General features: G+C 71.5%; 18 protein-coding genes. 6 read left to right on the forward strand and 12 right to left on the reverse strand.

Going from position 1 to position 21,942, the window contains the following annotated elements:
* Positions 1-26: 26 nt before the first annotated feature.
* The 6 genes from gap to uvrA all read right to left on the reverse strand — a co-directional run bounded on the left by gap (position 27) and on the right by uvrA (position 8,709).
* Entirely contained in the window at positions 27-1,031 is a 1,005-nt protein-coding gene (gene gap / locus GC092_RS09645) for a type I glyceraldehyde-3-phosphate dehydrogenase (RefSeq protein ID WP_271174037.1), read from the reverse strand.
* A gap of 99 nt (positions 1,032-1,130) precedes the next feature.
* Positions 1,131-1,757 carry a superoxide dismutase gene (locus GC092_RS09650; RefSeq protein ID WP_271174036.1) on the reverse strand — a complete coding sequence of 209 codons (627 nt, stop codon included), beginning with the start codon at positions 1,755-1,757 and terminating at the stop codon, positions 1,131-1,133.
* A gap of 127 nt (positions 1,758-1,884) precedes the next feature.
* Positions 1,885-2,859, reverse strand: a complete 975-nt coding sequence (gene whiA, locus GC092_RS09655; protein WP_271174035.1) for a DNA-binding protein WhiA — start codon at positions 2,857-2,859, stop codon at positions 1,885-1,887.
* A gap of 127 nt (positions 2,860-2,986) precedes the next feature.
* The gene (rapZ, locus tag GC092_RS09660; protein WP_271174034.1) at positions 2,987-3,856 is read right to left on the reverse strand and encodes an RNase adapter RapZ; all 870 of its coding nucleotides are present in this window, start codon (positions 3,854-3,856) and stop codon (positions 2,987-2,989) included.
* A 10-nt stretch (positions 3,857-3,866) separates the two neighbouring features.
* On the reverse strand, positions 3,867-5,819 hold the full coding sequence (gene uvrC, locus GC092_RS09665; RefSeq protein WP_282979821.1) for an excinuclease ABC subunit UvrC: 1,953 nt from the start codon (positions 5,817-5,819) through the stop codon (positions 3,867-3,869).
* Between the two features lies 1 nt (position 5,820).
* Positions 5,821-8,709: an excinuclease ABC subunit UvrA gene (gene uvrA, locus GC092_RS09670; RefSeq protein ID WP_271174032.1), complete on the reverse strand. Its 2,889-nt coding sequence runs from the start codon at positions 8,707-8,709 to the stop codon at positions 5,821-5,823.
* Between the two features lie 153 nt (positions 8,710-8,862).
* Here uvrA and GC092_RS09675 point away from each other — a divergent pair, with 153 nt between their 5' ends.
* Positions 8,863-9,069: a hypothetical protein gene (locus GC092_RS09675; protein WP_310089271.1), complete on the forward strand. Its 207-nt coding sequence runs from the start codon at positions 8,863-8,865 to the stop codon at positions 9,067-9,069.
* A 46-nt stretch (positions 9,070-9,115) separates the two neighbouring features.
* Here the strand turns inward: GC092_RS09675 and uvrB are convergent, their stop codons facing one another.
* From uvrB to coaE, 4 genes are read right to left on the reverse strand one after another with little or no spacing between them, the layout of a single operon-like run.
* Positions 9,116-11,197: an excinuclease ABC subunit UvrB gene (gene uvrB / locus GC092_RS09680; RefSeq protein ID WP_271174030.1), complete on the reverse strand. Its 2,082-nt coding sequence runs from the start codon at positions 11,195-11,197 to the stop codon at positions 9,116-9,118.
* Positions 11,198-11,206: 9 nt separating this feature from the next.
* Positions 11,207-12,832, reverse strand: a complete 1,626-nt coding sequence (locus tag GC092_RS09685; RefSeq protein WP_324011614.1) for a 5-oxoprolinase subunit B/C family protein — start codon at positions 12,830-12,832, stop codon at positions 11,207-11,209.
* Positions 12,829-13,584, reverse strand: coding sequence for a 5-oxoprolinase subunit PxpA (pxpA, locus tag GC092_RS09690; protein ID WP_324011616.1), 756 nt, complete (start codon positions 13,582-13,584; stop codon positions 12,829-12,831). Before pxpA ends, GC092_RS09685 begins: the two co-directional genes overlap by 4 nt.
* Positions 13,581-14,183, reverse strand: a complete 603-nt coding sequence (gene coaE, locus GC092_RS09695; RefSeq protein WP_324011617.1) for a dephospho-CoA kinase — start codon at positions 14,181-14,183, stop codon at positions 13,581-13,583. Before coaE ends, pxpA begins: the two co-directional genes overlap by 4 nt.
* A 34-nt stretch (positions 14,184-14,217) precedes the next feature.
* Here coaE and GC092_RS09700 point away from each other — a divergent pair, with 34 nt between their 5' ends.
* From GC092_RS09700 to GC092_RS09710, 3 genes are read left to right on the forward strand one after another with little or no spacing between them, the layout of a single operon-like run.
* Positions 14,218-16,209, forward strand: coding sequence for an FAD/NAD(P)-binding protein (locus tag GC092_RS09700; protein ID WP_324011619.1), 1,992 nt, complete (start codon positions 14,218-14,220; stop codon positions 16,207-16,209).
* Positions 16,206-16,901, forward strand: a complete 696-nt coding sequence (locus tag GC092_RS09705) for an SDR family oxidoreductase (protein ID WP_282979813.1) — start codon at positions 16,206-16,208, stop codon at positions 16,899-16,901. The genes GC092_RS09700 and GC092_RS09705 overlap by 4 nt, the downstream gene beginning before the upstream one ends.
* Positions 16,898-17,374, forward strand: coding sequence for a tetratricopeptide repeat protein (locus GC092_RS09710; RefSeq protein ID WP_324011620.1), 477 nt, complete (start codon positions 16,898-16,900; stop codon positions 17,372-17,374). The genes GC092_RS09705 and GC092_RS09710 overlap by 4 nt, the downstream gene beginning before the upstream one ends.
* A 187-nt stretch (positions 17,375-17,561) precedes the next feature.
* Here GC092_RS09710 and GC092_RS09715 read toward each other — a convergent pair whose 3' ends face one another.
* A complete protein-coding gene (locus tag GC092_RS09715) occupies positions 17,562-18,284 on the reverse strand; it encodes a hypothetical protein (protein WP_324011622.1) in 723 nt (240 codons plus the stop codon).
* A gap of 170 nt (positions 18,285-18,454) precedes the next feature.
* Between GC092_RS09715 and GC092_RS09720 the strand changes: the two genes are divergently transcribed.
* Positions 18,455-18,817, forward strand: coding sequence for a VOC family protein (locus GC092_RS09720; RefSeq protein ID WP_271174022.1), 363 nt, complete (start codon positions 18,455-18,457; stop codon positions 18,815-18,817).
* A gap of 95 nt (positions 18,818-18,912) precedes the next feature.
* Here the strand turns inward: GC092_RS09720 and rpsA are convergent, their stop codons facing one another.
* Positions 18,913-20,361 (reverse strand): 30S ribosomal protein S1, encoded by a 1,449-nt coding sequence (rpsA, locus tag GC092_RS09725; RefSeq protein ID WP_271174021.1) that lies wholly within the window; start codon positions 20,359-20,361, stop codon positions 18,913-18,915.
* A gap of 284 nt (positions 20,362-20,645) precedes the next feature.
* On the opposite strand from rpsA, the gene GC092_RS09730 reads away from it, so the two are divergent.
* Entirely contained in the window at positions 20,646-21,881 is a 1,236-nt protein-coding gene (locus tag GC092_RS09730) for a dicarboxylate/amino acid:cation symporter (RefSeq protein WP_324011624.1), read from the forward strand.
* The last annotated feature ends 61 nt before the right edge of the window (positions 21,882-21,942 follow it).

Consider the following 21,942-nt stretch of genomic DNA (forward strand, 5'->3'; position numbering starts at 1 on the left):
CGGGCTTCCCGGGAGCTGTCCGTCTGTCAGAACTTCGAGGCGACCAGCTCGGTGAGGTCGACGAGGCGGTTCGAGTAGCCCCACTCGTTGTCGTACCACGACGAGAGCTTGACCTGCGTGCCGAGCACGCGGAGCAGGCCGGCGTCGAAGATCGACGAGTGCGGGTCGTGCGTGATGTCGCTCGACACGATCTCGTCCTCGGTGTACTTGAGGATGCCCTTGAGCGGGCCCTCCGCGGCCTCCTTGTAGGCGGCCTTGATCTCGTCGAGCGTGAGCTCGCGCTCGGTCTCGACCGTGAGGTCGGTGATCGAGCCGGTGGGGACCGGCACGCGGAGCGCGAAGCCGTCGAGCTTGCCCTTGAGCTCGGGCAGCACGAGGCCGATGGCCTTGGCAGCGCCGGTCGAGGTCGGCACGATGTTGAGCGCGGCGGCGCGGGCGCGGCGGAGGTCCGAGTGCGGACCGTCCTGGAGGTTCTGGTCCGCCGTGTACGCGTGGACCGTGGTCATGAGGCCGCGGACGATGCCGAACTTGTCGTTGAACACCTTCGCGAGGGGAGCGAGGCAGTTCGTGGTGCACGACGCGTTCGAGATGATGTGGTGGTTCTCGTGGTCGTACTGGTCCTCGTTCACGCCGAGGACGAACGTCGCGTCCTCGCCCTTCGCGGGAGCCGAGATGATGACCTTCTTCGCGCCGCCCTCGATGTGCTTGCGCGCGTCGTCGGCGTTCGTGAAGCGACCGGTCGACTCGATGACGATGTCGACGCCGAGCTCGCCCCAGGGCAGGGCCGCCGGGTCGCGCTCCGCGAGGGCGGCGATCTTGCGGCCGCCGACCGTGATCGACGTCTCGTCGTAGGTGACCTCCTGGTCGAGCACGCCCAGGATCGAGTCGTACTTGAGCAGGTGCGCGAGGGTCTTGTTGTCGGTGAGGTCGTTGACGGCGACGATCTCGAGGTCAGCCCCCTGCGCGAGAGCCGCGCGGAGGTAGTTGCGGCCGATACGACCGAAGCCGTTGATTCCGATCCGAACAGACACTGGGTCTTCTCCTGAATATCGTTGGTGCGCCCGCACAGGCGCTGTGGAGGGGAAGGCCGTCCGGGCGGGCTCGCACCCCGCGTCGGACGGCCGTGTCACTCAGGACGCTACCAGGAGACCGGCGGTCTTCTCGCGTGCGGCGGCGAGACGCTGCTGCACGTTGTCCCAGTTGACGATGTTCCAGAACGCCTTGACGTAGTCCGCCTTCACGTTCTGGTAGTCGAGGTAGAAGGCGTGCTCCCACATGTCCAGCAGCAGGACGGGGACCGTGCCCGCAGCGAACTGCGACTGCTGGTCGAAGAACTGCTGGATGATCAGCTGCTGGCCGATCGAGTCCCAGAAGACGCCAGCCCAGCCGGACCCCTGGATGCCGAGGGCGGCCGCGTTGAACTGGCCCTGGAAGCCCTCGAACCCGCCGAAGTACTCGTCGATCGCCGCGGCGATCTCGCCCTCGGGGCGCTCCTGGCCCTCGGGCGTGAGGTTCGTCCAGAAGATCGAGTGGTTGGTGTGCCCGCCCAGGTTGAACGCGAGGTCCTTCTCGAGCTTGTTGACGTTCGCGAACTCGCCCTTCGCACGGGCCTCAGCGAGCTGCTCGAGCGCGGTGTTGGCGCCGGCGACGTACGTCGCGTGGTGCTTCGAGTGGTGCAGCTCCATGATGCGGCCGCTGATGTGCGGCTCGAGGGCTGCGTAGTCGTAGGTGAGCTCCGGGAGCGTGTACTTCGCCATGCGTCGATTCTTCCCATCTCTCGGCGCCGCCGAGCGGCGCTGTCCGGTGCCTCCCCGCTGCGCGGACGGAGGGTTCCCTCACATCCTAATGACGCGGGGAGGACCGGGGATGGGCCTTGACGCCGGATTACTCCGCGCCGACGGGCACCGCGGCCTGCGTGCCCGGGATGCCCTCCTGCTCGGCGCGCTTGTCGGCCATCGCGAGCAGACGGCGGATGCGGCCGGCGACGGCGTCCTTCGTGAGCGGCGGGTCGGCGTGGTGGCCGAGCTCGTCGAGGCTCGCGTCGCGGTGCGCGAGTCGGAGCGTGCCGGCCTCGCGGAGGTGGTCGGGAACGTCCTCACCGAGGATCTCGAGGGCGCGCTCGACGCGCGCGCACGCGGCGACGGCGGCCTGCGCCGAGCGGCGGAGGTTGGCGTCGTCGAAGTTCACGAGCCGGTTGACGCCAGCGCGCACCTCGCGGCGCTGCCGCATCTGGTCCCACTCGGCCGCGACCTTGACGGCGCCGATCGCCTGCAGCATGCCGCGGATGCCCTCGGCTTCGCGGATGACGACGCGCGGGACGCCGCGCACCTCGCGCGCCTTCGCGGAGATGCCGATGCGCCCGGCCGCGCCGACGATGGCCATGCCGGCCTCGCCGGTCGGGCAGGCGACCTCGAGCGACGCCGAGCGTCCCGGCTCGGACAGGCTGCCGGCGCCGAGGAAGGCGCCGCGCCAGATGGCGGCCAGGTCGTCGCGCGTGCCGGTGGTCAGCCGGTTGGGGAGACCGCGCACGGGGCGGCGGCGCTGGTCGAGCAGGCCGGTCTGCCGCGCGAGCGTCTCGCCTCCGTCGACGACGCGCACCGCGAAGTGCTCGCCGTCGCGCGAGCCCGAGCCCTGGATGTGCGCGATCTCGGGGCGGACGCCGTAGATCTCGGCGATGTCGCGCGCGACGCGGCGCGCGAGGTGGGGCGAGTCGACCTCGGCCTCGACCGCGACGCGGCCGGCGATGGAGTGGAGGCCGCCCGAGAACCGCAGCAGCGCCGTCGTCTCAGCGATCCGAACCGAAGGACGCGGGTCCCTGACGGTGATCAGCTCTGCCTTGACATCGGCGGTCAGTGACACGGATTTCCCCACTCTCGAAGACGGTGATTCGGCCATTTTGGCGCAAGGGTCAAGCTTAGCCGCCATACCCCCGCAGAGACCGGGTGCGAACTCCCAGCCGACGGGGTTATGGCGCCGTCGGCGCCGTCTACTCGCGCCCGAGATCGCGGTGCCGCACGCGGACCGCGACACCCGGGACATCCTTCAGCCGCTCCGCCAGCGCCAGCGCCATCGCGACGGAGCGGTGCTTGCCGCCCGTGCACCCGACGGCGACCGTGGAGTGGCTCTTGTTCTCGCGCTGATAGCCCTCGAGCACGGGTGTCAGGGCCTCAGCGTACGCGTCGAGGAACGCGCGCGCACCCTCCTGATCGAGCACGTAGTCGCTGACCGCAGGGTCCTGCCCGGTGAGCGCGCGGAGGTCGTCGTTCCAGAACGGGTTGGGGAGGAAGCGCATGTCGGCGACGAGGTCCGCGTCGGGCGGCAGACCGTACTTGAACCCGAAGCTCATGACGGTGACGCGGTGCCGCGGCGCCCCCTCCTCGCGGAGGAGGTCGGTCACGTGCGTGGCGAGCTGGTGGATGTTGTAGCTCGAGGTGTCGATGATGATGTCGGCGCTGCCGCGCACGGGAGCGAGGATCTCGCGCTCTCGGCGGATGCCGTCGAGCAGCGTCCCGTCGCCCTGCAGCGGATGGGGCCGGCGCACGGCCTCGAAGCGGCGCACGAGCACGTCGTCCGACGCGTCGAGGAAGAGCATCCGGAGGTTGTTCCGCTCACGCAGCGCCTGGGTGGCCGCCGGCAGCTCGGCGAAGAGGTCGCGGCCGCGCACGTCGACGACCGCCGCGATCCGCGGCAGCTGGTCGCCGAGGCGCCCGGAGAGGTCGAGCAGCGGGCGCAGCATCTGCGGCGGCAGATTGTCGACGACGTACCAGTCGAGGTCCTCGAGGGCGTTCGCGACCGTCGAGCGGCCCGCGCCGCTCATCCCGGTCACGATCAGGACCTCGCCCGCTGTCTCCGTCATCGACGCCAGCCTAGCGATCATCCGCTCCTGCCGCGTCGACGGCGGCCTCGCGCGCATCCTCGCGGTGCAGGTGCTCGTAGATCGTCGTCGCGAGCTTCGGGCCGATCCCCGGGAGCTCCTCGATCTGCTCGATCGTCCCCTCGCGGAGGGCGGCCACCGAGCCGAAGTGCCGGAGCAGGGAGCGGATGCGCGCGTCGCCGAGCCCCGGCACCTCGCTCAGCACCGTGCGGATGTCGCGACGCCGCCGCTTGCGCTGGTGCGTGATCGCGAACCGGTGCGCCTCGTCGCGCAGACGCTGGACGAGATAGAGCGCCTCCGACGTGCGCGGGAGGATCACGGGGTAGTCCTCCCCCGGCAGCCAGAGCTCCTCGAGTCGCTTCGCGATCCCGCACAGCGCGATCTCCTCGTGGCCCGAGTCCGCGAGCGCGCGGGCGGCGGCCGCGACCTGCGGCTGTCCGCCGTCGACGATGAGGAGCTGCGGCGGGTACGCGAATCGCCGCCGCTTCGCGGGGGCCGTGACGACGCCGTCCTCGCCGCTCGTCGCGAGCTCGGCGGCGTCGGGCTCGACCTCCTCGGGGCGGTCGAGGTATGCGAGGCGGCGCATGAGCACCTGGTGCATCGAGTCGGTGTCGTCGGTGGTCTCGGCGATCGAGAACGACCGGTACTGGTCCTTGCGCGGCAGCCCGTCCTCGAACACGACCATCGACGCCACGACGTTCGTGCCCTGCAGGTGCGAGATGTCGTAGCACTCGATGCGCAGCGGCGCCTCGTCCATCCCGAGCGCCTCCTGCAGATCGCTGAGCGCCTGCGAGCGGGCGGCGTAGTCGCTCGTGCGCCGCGTCTTGTGCCGCATGAGCGCCTGCGTGGCGTTGAGGGTCGCATTGCGCAGCAGCTCGGCGCGCTGGCCGCGCTGCGCGACGAGCACCTCCACGCGGCGGCCGCGCTTGCCGGAGAGCCACTCCTCGATCTCCGCCGCGTCGGGCGGGAGGACCGGCACGAGCACGCGACGGGGGATGTCGGCAGGTGCCGCATCGCCGTACACGCGCTGGAGGATCTGGTCGACGAGGTCGGGGCCCGAGATGTCGAGCTCCTTGTCGATCGTCGTCGAGTGGACGCCGCGCACGCGGCCGCCGCGGATCACGAAGTGGTGGACGGCCGCGGAGAGCTCGTCCTCCGCGACGCCGAACAGGTCCGCCTCGGTGTCCTCGGGCAGCACGAGCGCGCTCTTGTTGAGGACGGCGTCGATCGAGGCGAGCTTGTCGCGGTACACCGCCGCCTGCTCGTAGTCCATCGCGGCCGCCGCCGCCTTCATCCGCGCGGTCAGCTCGCGCGTGAAGCGCTCGTCGCCGCCGTTCATGAACGCGATGAAGTCGTCGACGATCGCGCGGTGCTCCTCGATCGTCACGCGCTGCGAGCAGGGGCCGCCGCACTTGCCGATCTGCCCGGGGAAGCACGGCCGCCCCGTCTGCATCGCGCGCTTGTAGGAGGCGTCGCTGCACGTGCGGATCGGGAACACCTTGATCATCAGGTCGATCGTGTCGCGCACGGCCCAGATCTTCGGGTACGGCCCGAAGTACTTCGCGCCGGGGATGCGCCGGTTGCGCGTCACCATCACGCGGGGCGCCTCGTCGCCCAGCGTGATGGCGAGGAACGGGTACGACTTGTCGTCCTTGTAGCGGACGTTGTACGGCGGGTCGAACTCCTTGATCCACTGGTACTCGAGCTGCAGCGAGTCGACGTCGGTCGGCACGACGGTCCACTCCACGGACGACGCGGTCGTGACCATCCGCCGCGTGCGCTCGTGGAGCGTGTGCAGCGGCGCGAAGTAGTTCGACAGCCGCTGCCGGAGGTTCTTCGCCTTCCCGACGTAGAGCACCCGCCCGTGCGCGTCGCGGAAGCGGTACACGCCGGGGTTCACGGGGATCTCCCCCGGCTTCGGCTTGTACGGGAGCTGGTCGGCCATGTCAGCCGGCCTTGCGCTGCCGTTCGGCCATTCCGAGCACCTCGGCGAGGAACGCGCCCGTGTGGCTGCCGTCGGTCTTCGCGACCTGCTCGGGCGTGCCCGTCGCGACGATCGTTCCGCCGCCCGAGCCGCCCTCGGGGCCGAGGTCGACGATCCAGTCGGCCGACTTGATGACGTCGAGGTTGTGCTCGATCACGATGACGCTGTTGCCCTTGTCGACGAGCCCGTTCAGCACCTCGAGGAGCTTGCGGACGTCCTCGAAGTGCAGACCCGTCGTCGGCTCGTCGAGCACGTAGATCGAGCGCCCGTTGCTGCGCTTCTGCAGCTCGGTCGCGAGCTTGACGCGCTGCGCCTCGCCGCCGGAGAGGGTCGTCGCCGCCTGCCCGAGCCGGACGTAGCCCAGCCCCACGTCGACGAGCGTCTTCATGTACCGGTGGATGGCCTGGATCGGCTCGAAGAACTCCTCCGCCTCGGCGATCGACATCTCGAGGACCTCGGCGATGTTCTTGCCCTTGTAGTGCACCTGCAGGGTGTCGCGGTTGTAGCGCTTGCCGTGGCACACCTCGCAGTCGACGTAGACGTCGGGGAGGAAGTTCATCTCGATCTTGAGCGTGCCGTCGCCCGAGCACGCCTCGCACCGCCCGCCCTTGACGTTGAAGCTGAAGCGGCCGGCCTTGTAGCCGCGCACCTTCGCCTCGGGCGTCTCCGCGAACAGGTTGCGGATGCGATCGAAGACGCCCGTGTAGGTCGCGGGGTTCGACCGCGGCGTGCGCCCGATCGGCGCCTGGTCGACGTGCACGACCTTGTCGAGGTGCTCGAGGCCCGTGACGCGCGTGTGCTTGCCGGGCACGGTGCGGGCGCCGTTGAGGCGCTGCGCGAGCACCTCGTAGAGGATGTCGTTCACGAGGGTCGACTTGCCCGACCCGCTCACGCCGGTGACCGCCGTGAGCACGCCCAGCGGGAACTCGGCCGTCACGTTCTTGAGGTTGTTCGCACGGGCTCCGACGACCGAGAGCATGCGCTTGCGGTCGATCCGGCGGCGCTTGCGCGGGATCTCGATCATCCGCCGGCCGGCGAGGTAGTCGCCCGTGAGCGACCGCTCGTCCTCGACGAGCGCCTCGAACGGACCGGAGTGGATGACCTCTCCCCCGCCGATGCCCGCGCGCGGGCCGATGTCGACGACCCAGTCGGACGCCTCGATCGTCTCCTCGTCGTGCTCGACGACGACGAGCGTGTTGCCGAGGTCGCGCAGCGTGACGAGCGTCTCGATGAGTCGCCGGTTGTCGCGCTGGTGGAGGCCGATCGACGGCTCGTCGAGCACGTAGAGCACGCCCGTCAATCCCGTCCCGATCTGCGTCGCGAGCCGGATGCGCTGCGCCTCCCCGCCCGAGAGCGACCCGGCGGCACGGCTCAGCGTGAGGTAGTTGAGGCCGACCTGGATGAGGAACTCGAGGCGGACGCGGATCTCGCGCAGGATCTGCGCGGCGATCTGCTTCTCGCGGTCGGTCAGCGTGACCTGGTTCATCATCGCGAGCGTGTCCTCGAGGCTGAGGTCGGCCGTCTCGGCGATCGACCGGCCGCCCACCTTGACCGCGAGCACCTCGGGCTTGAGGCGCGCGCCCTCGCACACGGGGCAGGGGACCTCGCGCAGGTACTCCGCCCACCGCGCGCGCGTGGTGTCGGTCTCGGCCTGCGCGTACTGGCGCTCGATGTAGGGCACGACGCCCTCGAAGCCGCTCGCGTACCGGACCTCGCGGCCCCAGCGGTTCTTGAACCGCACGTTGACCTTGTAGTCCTGCCCGTGCAGGACCGCGTCCTTCACGATCTGCGGGAGCGCCCGCCACGGGGTGTCGAGCGAGAAGCTCATCTCGTCGGCGAGGCCCTCGAGGAGACGCTCGTAGTACTGGAAGAGGCCCTTGCCCTGCGTCGTCCACGGCACGATGACGCCCTCGCGGATCGAGAGCTCCTCATCGCCGAGCATGAGCTCGACGTCGACGGACATCCGGGTGCCGAGACCCGAGCACGCGGGGCAGGCGCCGAACGGGGCGTTGAACGAGAACGTGCGCGGCTCGATCTCGGTGAGCTGCAGCGCGTGCCCGTTGGGGCAGGCGAGCTTCTCGGAGAACGACTGCCACGCGTCGTCGCCCTCCTCGTCGACGAAGTTGACCTGGAGGACGCCGCCCGCGAGGCCGAGCGCGGTCTCGACGGAGTCGGTCACGCGGCCGAGGATGTCGGCGCGAGCGACGAGACGGTCGACGACGACCGCGATGTCGTGCTTGTACGACTTCTTGAGCACGGGCGGCTCAGCCAGCTGCACGAGCTCGCCGTCGACGACCGCGCGCGAGTAGCCCTTCGCCGCGAGCTCCTTGAAGAGGTCGACGAACTCGCCCTTCTTCTGCGTGACGACGGGCGCGACGATCTGGTAGCGCGTGCCCTCCTCGAGGGTCATCAGCTGGTCGGCGATCTGCTGCACGGTCTGGCGCTGGATCCGCTCGCCGCACTGCGGGCAGTGCGGCACGCCGATGCGCGCCCACAGGAGGCGCAGGTAGTCGTAGATCTCGGTGATCGTGCCGACGGTCGAGCGCGGGTTCCGGTTCGTCGACTTCTGGTCGATCGACACCGCGGGGCTCAGCCCCTCGATGAGGTCGACGTCGGGGCGGTCGACCTGGCCGAGGAACTGGCGCGCGTACGCGCTCAGCGACTCGACGTAGCGCCGCTGCCCCTCCGCGAAGATCGTGTCGAACGCGAGGCTCGACTTCCCCGAGCCCGACAGGCCGGTGAACACGACGAGCGCGTCGCGCGGGATGTCGAGGTCGACGTTCTTGAGATTGTGCACGCGGGCACCGCGGACACTGATCTTTCCGGGCGAGGCGACGGGGATGATGGGCACGATCCAATCCTACGGACCCCCACGGACATCTGGACGTTTGTTCGACGTGTTCGCTCAGCGGATTCGAAGATCCGCGCGTGACGAGCGGTGCCGCGCATCCCCTGTCCTCCGCGCCCCGGGAGGCGCACACTGGAGGGAGAGGAGATGATCAGCATGGAGAGCGGAACGCACCACCACCCGCATCTCCGGGAGCGCATCCGCGAGGCGGGCGGCATCTACGAGTGGGCCAACGACGTGCTCATCCGCATCGCCGGACCCGCGCAGCTCGGCGACGGACCCGGTGCGCCGTGCACGCACTGCGGTCGCACGCGCGTCGAGCACGTCGAGCGCGACGGCGTGCTCTACTGCCCGGAGGAGTGAGTGCAGCCGCGTCCGCGCCGGGCGCCGCCCGACGCGGACCGCGCGCTCACGCGTGGCCGGCCTTCTCCATCTGCCGGAGCTCCTTCTTGAGGTCCTGGACCTCGTCGCGCAGCCGCGCGGCGAGCTCGAACTTGAGCTCCTCGGCGGCGACGAGCATCTGCTGCGTGAGGTCGGCGATCGCCTCCTCGAGCTGCATCGCCCCCTCCGCGGCGATGCCCTCGCGCTTGCGCACGGGCGTGGGCGCGCGCCCCTTGCCGGTCTTGGTGCGCGCGGAGTCCCGCTTCGAGAGCAGACTCGCGGTGTCGGCCTCCTCGCGCGCGAGGGAGTCGGTGATGTCGGCGATCCTCTTGCGCAGGGGCTGCGGGTCGATGCCGTGCTCGCGGTTGTAGGCGATCTGGATCTCGCGCCGCCGCTCGGTCTCGTCGATCGCCTTGCGCATCGAGTCGGTGATGCTGTCGGCGTACATGTGCACCTCGCCGGACACGTTGCGCGCGGCGCGCCCGATCGTCTGGATGAGCGAGGTGCCCGAGCGCAGGAAGCCCTCCTTGTCGGCGTCGAGGATGGCGACCAGCGAGACCTCGGGGAGGTCGAGCCCCTCGCGCAGCAGGTTGATGCCGACGAGCACGTCGTACACGCCCTGACGCAGCTCGGTGAGCAGCTCGACGCGCCGCAGCGTGTCGACGTCGGAGTGGAGGTACCGGACGCGGACGCCGTGCTCGCCGAGGAAGTCGGTGAGCTCCTCCGCCATCTTCTTCGTGAGCGTCGTGACGAGCACGCGCTCGTCGCGGTCGACGCGCTGGCGGATCTGCTCGAGGAGGTCGTCGATCTGCCCCTTGGACGGCTTGACGACGATCCGCGGGTCGACGAGGCCCGTCGGGCGGATGATCTGCTCCACGACCGTGTCGGCCACGCCCATCTCGTACTTGCCGGGGGTCGCCGACAGGTAGACCGTCTGCCCGATGCGCTCCTTGAACTCGTCCCACCGCAGCGGCCGGTTGTCCATCGCGCTCGGCAGGCGGAAGCCGTGCTCGACGAGCGTGCGCTTGCGGGATGCGTCTCCCTCGTACATCGCGCCGATCTGCGGCACCGTGACGTGCGACTCGTCGATGACGAGGAGGAAGTCGTCGGGGAAGAAGTCGAGCAGGGTGTGCGGCGGCTCGCCCGGCGCGCGCTGGTCGAGATGGCGCGAGTAGTTCTCGATCCCGGAGCAGAAGCCGAGCTGCTGCAGCATCTCGAGGTCGAAGGTCGTGCGCATCTTCAGCCGCTGCGCCTCGAGCAGCTTGCCCTGCTTCTCGAACTCCTGCAGGCGCTCGGCGAGCTCCTCCTCGATGGTCTTGATCGCCCGCTGCACGGTGTCGGTGCCGGCCGCGTAGTGCGTCGCCGGGAAGATCGCGACCGCGTCCATGCGCTCGATGACATCGCCCGTGAGCGGGTGCAGCTTGTAGAGCGCCTCGATCTCGTCGCCGAACAGCTCGATCCGGATGGCGAACTCCTCGTACACGGGGATGATCTCGATCGTGTCGCCGCGGACGCGGAAGTTGCCGCGCGAGAAGTCGACGTCGTTGCGGTTGTACTGCATCGCCACGAACTGGCGGATGATCGCGTCGCGGTCGTAGCGCTCCCCCACCTGGAGCGCGACGAGCGCGCGGAGGTACTCCTCGGGCGAGCCGAGGCCGTAGATGCAGGACACCGTGCTCACGACGACGGCGTCGCGGCGGCTCAGCAGCGTGTTCGTCGTGGAGTGCCGCAGCCGCTCGACCTCCGCGTTGATCGACGAGTCCTTCTCGATGAAGGTGTCGGTCTGCGGGACGTACGCCTCTGGCTGGTAGTAGTCGTAGTACGACACGAAGTACTCGACCGCGTTGTTCGGCAGGAGATCGCGGAACTCGTTCGCGAGCTGCGCCGCGAGGGTCTTGTTGTGCGCGAGGACGAGCGTGGGGCGCTGCACCTGCTCGATGAGCCACGCGGTCGTCGCGGACTTGCCCGTTCCGGTCGCGCCGAGCAGGACCACGTCGGTCTCACCCGCGTTGATGCGCGCGGCGAGCTCGGCGATCGCCTTGGGCTGGTCGCCGCTGGGCTGGTACTCGCTCACCACCTCGAAGGGCCGGACGCTGCGTGTGGTCTGCATGCCTCCAGCCTAGGAGGGGCGTCCGACATCGGCGCCGGAGAGCCGGAAGCGCACGCGCGCGCCGGGCGGGATCTGCCCCGCCAGGTCGAGGTCGGCGGCCACCACCGAGGCGATCACGGGATAGCCGCCGGTGAGCGGGTGGTCGGGCAGGAAGACGACCGGATGGCCGTGCGGCGGCACCTGGACGGCCCCCGTCTCCGTCCCCTCGCTCGGGAGCTCGCCGGGCACGGCGCGCGCGAGCGGCCGCGCCCCCTCGAGGCGGATCCCGACCCGATCCGAGCGGGACGTCGCCGCCCACTCGTCGCCGAGGAGCGCGTCGAGGGCGTCCGCCGCGAACCAGTCGTCGCGCGGCCCGCGCACGACCCGCAGCTCGACGGTCTCGCCAGGGGCGGGAAGAGCGCGCGGCGCGGGAGACCATGGCGCGACCGCGTCGCGAACGCCGGAGAGCCCGCGCAGCGGCACGACATCGCCCGCTCGGAGAGCGCGTCCGCCGAGCTCGCGCGGCCCGATGCCGGCGAGGGTGTCGGTCGCGAGGCTGCCGAGCACGGGAGTGAGAGCGAGACCGCCTCGGAACGCCACGAGGGCGCGCACACCGCGCGTCGCGAAGCCCGTCACGAGCTCGTCGCCCTCGCGGAAGGCGGTCGGCGCGCCGCGCGGCACCGGCTCGCTCCCGCCGTCGGCGTGCACGAGCGCGGCGTCGACCTCCGCGCCCGCGAGCGCGAGGACGCCCGCGCCGCGGAGGCGCAGCCGCGCTCCGCCGCCGAGCAGCTCGAGGCCGGCCTCGCCGTGCCCGTTGCCGACCGCGGCGTTGGCCGCGCGAAGGGCCCCGCGGTCCGCCGCGCCCGACGCGGAGACGCCGAGGTGCGCGCGACCCGGTCGGCCGAGATCCTGAACGAGGAGCTGCAGCCCCGGCTCGATGACCTCGACGGCAGCGGCGATGCCGCGATCGCCCGGCATGTCGACCGCGCGCGCTCCGAGCGGAGCCGGACGTCCCCTGCGTCCTTCGGCCGCGGTCGCGGGATGCGCGCGCGAGGCGTCGACGAAGCGCACGGTCGTTCCCGGGAGCAGGAGCGCGGGCGGATCCCGGTCGAGGTCCCAGAGCGCGGCGTCGGTGCGCCCGATCAGCTGCCAGCCGCCCGGGCTCTCCCGCGGGTAGACGCCCGAGTACCGGCCGGCGAGCGCGACCGCTCCCGCGGGGACGCGCGCGCGAGGCGATGCCTTCCGCGGCACGTCGAACACGGGGTCGTCGCCCACGAGGTAGCCGAAGCCCGGCGCGAAGCCCGTGAACGCGACGTGCCAGGTGGCCGTCTGGTGGCGGGCCGCGACCTCGGCGGGCGAGAGGCCGAGGTGATCCGCGACCTCGGCGAGGTCGTCGCCGTCGTAGTGCACGGGGATCTCGACGCAGCGGTCGACGGCGGCCGCGCGCGCGGCGAGCGCGATCCGCTCGAGCGCGACCCGCACCTCGGGCAGGCGCCGCGGCTCGCAGCGCACGAGCACGGTGCGCTCGGCCGGGACGAGCTCGACGACCCCGACGGGCGGCGCCGCCTCGAGCGCCGCGTGGAGCCGGACCGCGCTCTCGAGGTCATCCACCTCGACGAGGAGGGCACGGCCGGACGCCGTGAGGATGCGCCTCATGGGCGGGCGGCGAAGGGGGCGATCGCGATGCCCTCGCGCTCGAGCAGGGCGCGCACCGCCGTCGCCATGGCGACGGCCCCCTTGCTGTCGCCGTGCACGCAGACCGAGGCGGGGCGGACGCGGATGACGGTCCCGTCGATGGCCTCGATCTCGCCGTCCCGCGCGAGGCGCAGGACCCGCTCCGCGACGACATCGGGGTCGTGCAGGAGCGCTCCCGCCTCGCCGCGCGGTGCGAGCGCGCCCGAGGGCAGGTAGCCGCGGTCGGCGAACGCCTCGGCTGCGGTGGAGAGCCCCGCCCGTGCGGCCGCCGCGAGGAGGGCGCCGGCGGGCAGGCCCAGGACGACGAGCCGCGGATCGACCGCGCGGACGGCCGCGGCGACGGCGGCAGCGCGCACCGGATCGGACGCGGCGTCGTTGTACAGCGCGCCGTGCGGCTTGACATAGCGGATGGCCGCGCCGTCGGCGAGGGCCTGCAGGTCGTGCAGCTGGCGCTCGATGCTCTCCTGCAGCGCGGCCGCGCCGATCTCGACGGGGCGGCGGCCGAATCCCGCTCGGTCCTCGTAGCCGGGATGCGCGCCGACGACGACGCCGCGCCGAGCCGCCGCGCGGAGCGTCGCGCGGATCCCGTCGGGCGTTCCCGCGTGCGCGCCGCACGAGACGTTCGCGCTCGTGACCACCGCGAGCATCGCGTCGTCGTCGCTCACGACGCGATCAGGCGCGTTCTCGCCGAGGTCGGCGTTGAGGTCGATCACGGGCCGCCCGTGAGAGATCGCCAGAGCGCGTCGGCCTGGGCGAGCGTCTCGTCGAGCGAGCCCGACGTGTCGATGACGACATCGGCGAGGGCGAGCCGCTCGTCGTCGCCGGCCTGGCTGGCGATCCGGGCGGCGGCGTCTGCCTCGCTCATGCCCCGCTCCGTCACCAGGCGACGACCGCGCACGTCCGCCGGAGCATGCGCGACGACGATCCGATCCCACTCCCCCGCTCCGCGCGCCTCGGCGAGCAGGGGCACGTCGTAGACGACCACGGCATCCGGATCGGCATCGAGCGCGGCGCGGAAGCGGCGCTGCGACTCGGCCTTGACGGCCGGGTGGACGATCGCGTTGAGGCGCGCGAGCCGCTCCCGGTCGCCGAACACGATCGCGCCGAGCGCCGCACGGTCGAGTGCGCCGTCCTCCGTCAGCACGTCGTCCCCGAACTCCGCGGCGATCGCCGCGAGCACGGGCTGGCCGGGCGCCTGCACCTCTCGGACGAGCGCGTCGGCGTCCACGATGACCGCGCCGTGCTCCGCGAGCCGGCGCGCGATGGTCGACTTGCCCGACGCGATCCCGCCCGTCAGTGCTACCAGTGGCATGCCGCCAGTCTAGGAGCGCGCGAGAATGGAGGGGATGCCCACCACTGCCCGACCCGTCATCGCGATCGTCGGCGGCGGACCCCGCGGGGTCTCGCTGCTCGAGCGGATCGGCGCGAACCTCCCTCGCGGCGCCGCGCTCGACGTCCACCTCATCGACGACACGCAGATCGGAGCCGGCCGGATCTGGCGCACCGACCAGCCGCGCGAGCTGTGCATGAACACGCTCGCCGACGCCGTGACCCTCTTCACGGACGACGCCGCGAGCATCGCCGGCCCGATCCGCCCCGGCCCGACCCTCTACGAGTGGTGCCAGCTCGTCCGGCACGGCGCCCACGGCGGCGCGGATGCCGTCGTCTCGCGCATCCCGGAGGCTCACGTCGCCGCCTTCGCCCGTGTGCCGGTCCGTCCCGGCCTCGCGGATGAGTACGGCGCCGAGCTGCGCGCGCAGCGCCCGGAGTCGCATCCGTCGCGCGCCCTCTACGGCGAGTACATCGCGTGGTGCCTCGCGCATGCGAAGGCGTCCCTCCCCGCTGGCGTGCGCGTCCACGAGCACCTCGCGCGCGTCGTGGGCGCCCGGCGTCACGACGGGCGCGACATCCTCGACCTCGGCGATCGGGAGATCGCGGCAGACGCGGTCGTCGCGGCGACCGGATGGCTCGAGCGCACGGTGACCGCCGAGGAGCGGAGGATCCTCGGTGCGGTCGACGCGCACCCCTCCCTCATCTGGGTCCGCCCCGACTCGCCCGCCGATCAGTCCCTCGACAGGGTGCCCGACCGCGCCGAGGCGATCGTGCGGGGGCTCGGCATGGGATTCTTCGACGCCATGGCCCTGCTGAGCGTCGGGCGCGGCGGGCGCTTCGCCGACGACGCCGGCGCTCCGGGCGGCCTCCGCTACGAGCCGTCGGGGCGCGAGCCCCGGCTCCACGTGACGTCGCGGCGCGGGGTGCCGTTCCGCGCGAAGACGCTGTACGGCTCCCTCCCGCCTCGGGCGCCTCAGCACCACCTCCGCGCCGTCGACTGGACGGCCGTCCCCCGCCCGATCGACTTCGACGGACGTGTGTGGCCGCTCATCCTGCGCGACGCGTTCGCCGACTACCACACGACCCTCGCGCGCGTGAAGCCGGAGGCCGTGGATCTCCGCGCGGCCCTCGACGCCATCCGCTCCGCTCCGCTCGAGGCGTCGGGCGCCGCGACCCGCGAGCGGATCTCGGTGCTCGCCGACGCGGTCTCCCCGTTCGTCGCCGATCCGGAGGATCGGCTCGACCTGGCGGCGGCCATCCTGCCGGGCGAGGGCGCCACGTGGGCGTCGCCTGCGGAGTACGCGTCCTGGGTCGAGCGGTTCGTCCTCGACGACCTCGCCGAGGCCGAGCGCGGCCTCGACAGCCCGCTCAAGGCGGCGCTGTGGTCGATCGCCTCCGCCCGCGGCGTGGTGAGCCGCATCGGCGCGTTCGGCGGCTTCGACGCGGAGTCCCGCGCCGCGGGGTTCCGATCCCTGATGACGGTCGGCGGGATGGTCGGATCGGGGCCGCCCGCGTTCCGCAGCCGGCAGCTGCTCGCCCTCATGCGCGCGGGCATCGTGCGCTTCATCGGCCCGGGCGCCGCCGTGACGTCCGCCGACGGCGCGTTCCACGCATCCTCGCCCGCGGTCTCCGGCTCCGGGGTCTCGGCACCCGTGCTCGTGGACGCGTGGATGCACGCCCACGACGTGGCGGAGACGGCGGACCCGCTCGTCCGCTCGCTCGCGGCGGACGGCAGGGTCCGCCCGTTCGAGGCGCCGTCCCGGGCGTCGGGCGGCGTGGCGACCGGCGGATTCGACATCGAGCCCGCCACGGGGCGTCTTGTGCACGCCGACGGCACCGTCGACCCGTCGTTCCACGTGGCCGGCATCCCGATCGACGAGACCATGCACGACGCGATCATCAGCCCGATGCCGCGCACCGACCCCACCATGCTGCGCGAGACCGATCGCGTCGCACGGTCCCTCATCGCCGCGGCCGCGGCATCCGACCACGGGAGCACGACATGACCGAGAACCGACCCGTCGCGATCGTCACGGGAGCCACCGGCGGGATGGGCACCGAGATCGTGCGCGACCTCGTCCGCACGCACCGCGTCATCGCACTCGGACGCCGCGACGACGCGCTCGCGGCGCTCGCGGCCGAGACCCACGCCGAGCCCCGCCGCCTGGACGTCACCGACCGCGACGCGCTCGCCGCTCTCGCTTCCGACCTCGACCGCGTCGACGTCCTCGTGCACGCCGCCGCGGTGGGCGACCACATCTCGGTCGAGGACGCGACGGAGGACGACTGGCTGCGGATGCTGTCGACGAACGTCGTGGGGCCCGCGCTCCTCACGCGCGCTCTGCTGCCCCAGCTGCGCGCGAGCGCGGCGACCGTGGTGTTCATCGGCTCGGGAGCAGGCACGCGGCCGGTGCCCGGCAGCGCGGTCTACACGGCATCGAAGCACGCCCTCCGAGCCGTCGCCGACGTGCTGCGCCTCGACGAGGAGAGGCACCGCATGCGCGTCGTCACGATCGCACCCGGCCAGACCGACACGCCCATGCTGCGCGCCGGGATCCCCGCCGAGAGCTACGCGGCCGAGCGGTACATCCGCCCCGCGACCGTCGCGGCGTCGGTCCGGTACGTCGTCGACCTGCCCGCCGACGCGCACATCACGGATGTGGCACTGCGCCCGCGCCAGGAGATCGCCCGCCTGTGAACGCGGAATGGGAGAAGCGGGTCGCGGCGGTCTGGGCCGACGACGACGAATCCACCCTCGTCGAGCGGATGGCCGCGGTCGCGGCGGATGCGCCGCATCCCGCGCTCGCGGCGTTCGAGCTGGGCGGCGCGCACGACAGCGTCGGCCGCGAGGCGGAGGCCCTCGAGCTCTACGAGCGGGCTGCCGCCGCGGGGATCGCGGACCTCGACCCCGATCGGGCCGCGCAGCTCGCGATCCAGCGCGCATCGACGCTGCGCAACCTCGGCCGCGCCGACGACGCGATCGCCCTCCTCGAGGCCGCGCCTGCTCACCCCGCGACAGGTGCCGCGCGGGAGGTGTTCCTCGCCCTCGCGCTGCACAGCGCGGGCCGCGACGCGGAGGCGCTGCGGACGGCGATCGAGGCGCTCGTCCCGTCGCTGCCGCGCTACCGCCGCTCGGCGGCAGCGTATGCGCGGGAGCTCACGGGCGAGTGAGCCGCCTCATGCGGAGACGATCCGCCAGCGTGCGCTGATCTTCGGCGCACGGCGCGCGTGCGCGAACGAGCGCCCCGGCCGGTTGGGGGTGGTCCGGCCGGGGCGCCCTTCTCTCTCCCACGGATTCCTCTCCCGAGAATCCGAGCACGGGCTCCTCTCCCAAAGAGCCCGAGTCCGAGGCGGCGAGTCAGAACTCGAAGCCGCCGAAATCTCCTCCGAAATCTCCGAAGCCGCCGATGTCGGCGGCGCCGCCGTCGGCAGCCGCATCGGCGCCATCCGCGCCGCCGGCGTCGGCCGACGCGTCCTCTCCGCCCGAGCCGTCCTCCCCGCCCGCGAAGGACGGCGCGAGGAAGGCGCTCACGAGCGCCGAGCCGACGACGTAGCCGGCGACCGTCCCGAGCAGGGATCCGCCGACGATCGTCCCGAGTCCCGGGCTCTGACGGCCGCCGCCCAGCGTGCGCTCCATCGTGCCAGGGTTGAGGTACTCGGCCCGCGTGGCGGCCCGTGCCATGGTCGCGGGATCCGCATTCGCAGGACGCTCCTGCGGGGGCAGGGTCTGCGACAGATCCGCCAGGACCTGCTGGCGCTGAGCCTCGGTGAGCCGGCCGAACGCCTCGGCGTGCACCTGCTCGATCGTCTCGGGCGGGGCCGTGCGGAGGAGGTAGCGGTAGCGCTCGACGGCGATCTCGTCCTCGCTCCGGCCTGCGGCGCTCGGCGGAGGCGGAGTGGTGGCCGTCGTGTACGAGCGCGATGTGGGCCGCCCGTCGGGGTCGATCGTGCCGAAGGCGGTCGTCTGCGGAGGCGGTGTCTGCGCGTAGCTGCGCGTGCGATCCTGATCGACGGAGGTCGAGGAGCGCTCGTCGCCCATGACGTCGCGCGCGGCCTGCCTGATGCGGTCGAGGAATCCCATGATCAACCTCCTGTCGGGGTTCGTGATCCGAAGATAGCGCCCCTGGCTCCGTGCCGCGTGTCCCTTCTCTATGCGTCCGCTGTGCGCGCTCGCGGGCCGTGCCCTTGTCCTCCTCCGCCGGCGGCGGTACGGTGACCGCGTCCACCGCCACCCGCTGTGAAAGGACCGCCATGCCCCACGGAGACATCACCCACATCGACATCCCGGTGTCCGACCTCGATCGCGCCGCGGCGTTCTACGGCGAGCTGTTCGGATGGGAGATCTCGGCGCCTCCGGGCTTCGAGGAGTACCCCATGTGGCAGGCGCCGAACAAGATCTCCGGCGGAGGGCTCGCGCCGCGCAGTGCGGACTTCACGCAGCCGCGCTCGTACGTCGAGGTCGACTCGATCGACGACGTGCTGGCGAAGGCGCAGGCCGCCGGCGCGACGGTCGTCATGGAGAAGACGCCGATCACCGAGACCAGCTGGTGGGCCGTCTTCCGCGATCCGGACGGCAACGACATCGGACTCTTCGAGGGCGTCGTCGGCATGTAGCCGGCGCGCACGACGAAGGGCCGGCTCCCGAAGGAGCCGGCCCTTTGCCGTGTGATCGCAGCGTCAGCGGATCAGATCCGCCGCGTCAGCGGGATTCAGCGACCGGAGAGCTTCTCGCGCAGAGCGGCGAGAGCCTCGTCGTCGGCGAGCGTGCCAGCGCCGGTCGACTCGCTCGAGAAGGTCGGCGCGCCGAACTCCTCGCCGGCCTCGGCCTCGGCCTCGAGGGCCTTGGCGACCTGGGCCTTGTGCGACTCCCAGCGAGCCTGGGCGGCAGCGTACTCCTGCTCCCACTTCTCGCGGGCCTCGTCGAAGCCCTCGAGCCACTGGCCGCTCTCGGGGTCGAAGCCCTCGGGGTACTTGTACTCGCCGTTCTCGTCGTACTCGGTGGCCATGCCGTACAGCGCCGGGTCGAACTCGGTGCCGTTGGGGTCGACGAGGTCGTTCGCCTGCTTGAGCGAGAGCGAGATGCGACGGCGGTCGAGGTCGATGTCGATGACGCGGACGAAGACCTCCTCGCCGACCGAGACGACCTGCTCGGCGAGCTCGACGTGCTTGTTCGAGAGCTCCGAGATGTGGACGAGGCCCTCGATGCCGTCCGCGACGCGGACGAACGCACCGAACGGCACGAGCTTCGTGACCTTGCCCGGCGTGATCTGGCCGATCGCGTGGGTGCGGGCGAAGACCTGCCAGGGGTCCTCCTGCGTCGCCTTGAGCGAGAGCGAGACGCGCTCGCGGTCGAGGTCGACCTCGAGGATCTCGACGGTGACCTCCTGGCCGACCTCGACGACCTCGGAGGCGTGCTCGATGTGCTTCCACGACAGCTCGGAGACGTGCACGAGGCCGTCCACGCCGCCGAGGTCGACGAACGCACCGAAGTTGACGATCGACGAGACGACGCCCTTGCGGACCTGGCCCTTGTGCAGGTTGTTGAGGAACTGCGTGCGCGTGGCCGACTGCGTCTCCTCGAGGAGCGCGCGGCGCGAGAGCACGACGTTGTTGCGGTTCTTGTCGAGCTCGAGGATCTTCGCCTCGATCTCCTGGCCGAGGTACGGCGTCAGGTCGCGCACGCGGCGGAGCTCGATGAGCGACGCGGGGAGGAAGCCGCGCAGCCCGATGTCGACGATGAGACCACCCTTGACGACCTCGATGACCGTGCCGGTGACGACGCCGTCGTTCTCCTTGATCTTCTCCACGTCGCCCCACGCGCGCTCGTACTGCGCACGCTTCTTCGACAGGATCAGACGGCCTTCCTTGTCCTCCTTCTGGAGGACGAGGGCCTCGACGTGGTCGCCGACGCTGACGACCTCGTTGGGGTCGACGTCGTGCTTGATGGAAAGCTCGCGCGAGGGGATGACGCCCTCGGTCTTGTAGCCGACATCGAGGAGGACCTCGTCGCGGTCGATCTTGACGATCGTGCCGTCGATGATGTCGCCGTCGTTGAAGAACTTGAGCGTCTTCTCGACCGCGGCCAGGAAGTCCTCAGCAGAGCCGATGTCGTTGATCGCGACCTGCTTGGTGGCCGGGGCGGTCGTTGCGTTAGTCATGTAGTGGGTTGTCCTTGTTGAGGGATGATCGGGCCTCGCGACTCGGATGCCATGGGCCTGCTGGCCGACGCACGGCACCCCGGATGAGCCGAGGCAGTGGATTGGATTGTGCTGTCCCACGCTACGCGGCCCTCGGCGGCACGCCAAGAGCGCGCACGCGCGCGACAGCCAAGGTTATCAGATCGCGATGTCCGCGGCCACGCGGCTACGATGACCTGCGCGGCCGACCGGGCCGCACGCGCCGGCGCCGGGCCGGCGCGCCGCGACTGCCGATCGGGATCCCGATGACATTCCTCCGCCTCCCTCTCCTCGCCTGGATCGTCATCGCGATCGCGCTGGGCATCGTCACCGGGCCCGTCATGCCGGAGTGGCTCGGCAACGTCTTCCTCACGTACAACTCGGTCTTCTCGGGCCTCCTCGGATTCTCGGTCCCGCTCATCATCATCGGTCTCGTCACCCCCGCGATCGCCGAGCTCGGACGCGGCGCCGGCCGGTGGCTCGGCCTGACCGCGGCGATCGCGTACGCCTCGACCATCCTCGCCGGCCTCCTCGCCTACGCCGTCAGCCGGTGGATCTTCACCCCCGTCATGAGCGACCGGAGCCTCGAGGCCCTCACCGAGGGCAGCGGCTCGGGGCTGACGCCGTACTTCACGGTCGCCTCGAGCCCGAGCGGGTCGCCCACCGAGATCGTGCTGCCGCCCGCTCTCGAGGTGATGACGGCGCTCGTGCTCGCGTTCGTCGTCGGCATCGGGCTCACGGCCATCCGCCCGTCGATCCTCCTCAAAGCAGCCGTCGAGTTCCGCACGGTCATCGAGTCGCTCATCCGGCACGTCATCGTGCCGGCGCTCCCCCTCTACATCTTCGGCATCTTCATGGACCTGGCGCGCAGCGGCGAGGCGGTCGACGTCGTGAGCCGCTTCGTCGTGGTCGTCGCGGTGTCGTTCGGACTCACGCTCGTCGTGCTCCTTCTCCAGTACGCGGCAGCGGGCGCGATCGCGGGCGTCAACCCGCTCAAGGCCCTCTGGAACATGCGCGACGCCTACGGCACGGCGCTGGGCACCTCCTCCTCGGCCGCGACCATCCCGGTCACGCTCGAGTCGGTCAAGCGCAATCGCGTGAGCGACGCGGTCGCGGGGTTCGTCGTGCCGCTGTGCGCGACCATCCACCTCTCGGGCTCGATGGTGAAGATCACCTGCTTCTCGATCGCGATCCTGCTCATCACGGGCGGGCCGGTCGAGCTCGGCTCCTACCTGCCGTTCATTCTCATGCTCGGCGTCATGATGATCGCGGCTCCCGGCGTCCCCGGCGGCGCGATCGCCGCCGCGGCCGGCCTGCTCACGAGCATGCTCGGCTTCGGCGAGACCGAGGTCGGCCTCATGTTCGCGCTGTACATCGCACTCGACAGCTTCGGCACGGCGACGAACGTGACCGGCGACGGCGCGATCGCCCTCGTCATCAACAGGCTCGCGCGGGGCAGGATCGGCGAGGACTCGGAGCAGGAGAACGCCGTCCGCGCCTGAGCGGCAGAGGGCGCGCGCTCGACGCGCCCGAGGATGTCCGACCCCTCGCGCACAATGCCGG

Source organism: Microbacterium sp. JZ37 (genome assembly GCF_035188445.1).
Taxonomy (GTDB): Bacteria; Actinomycetota; Actinomycetes; order Actinomycetales; family Microbacteriaceae; genus Microbacterium; species Microbacterium barkeri.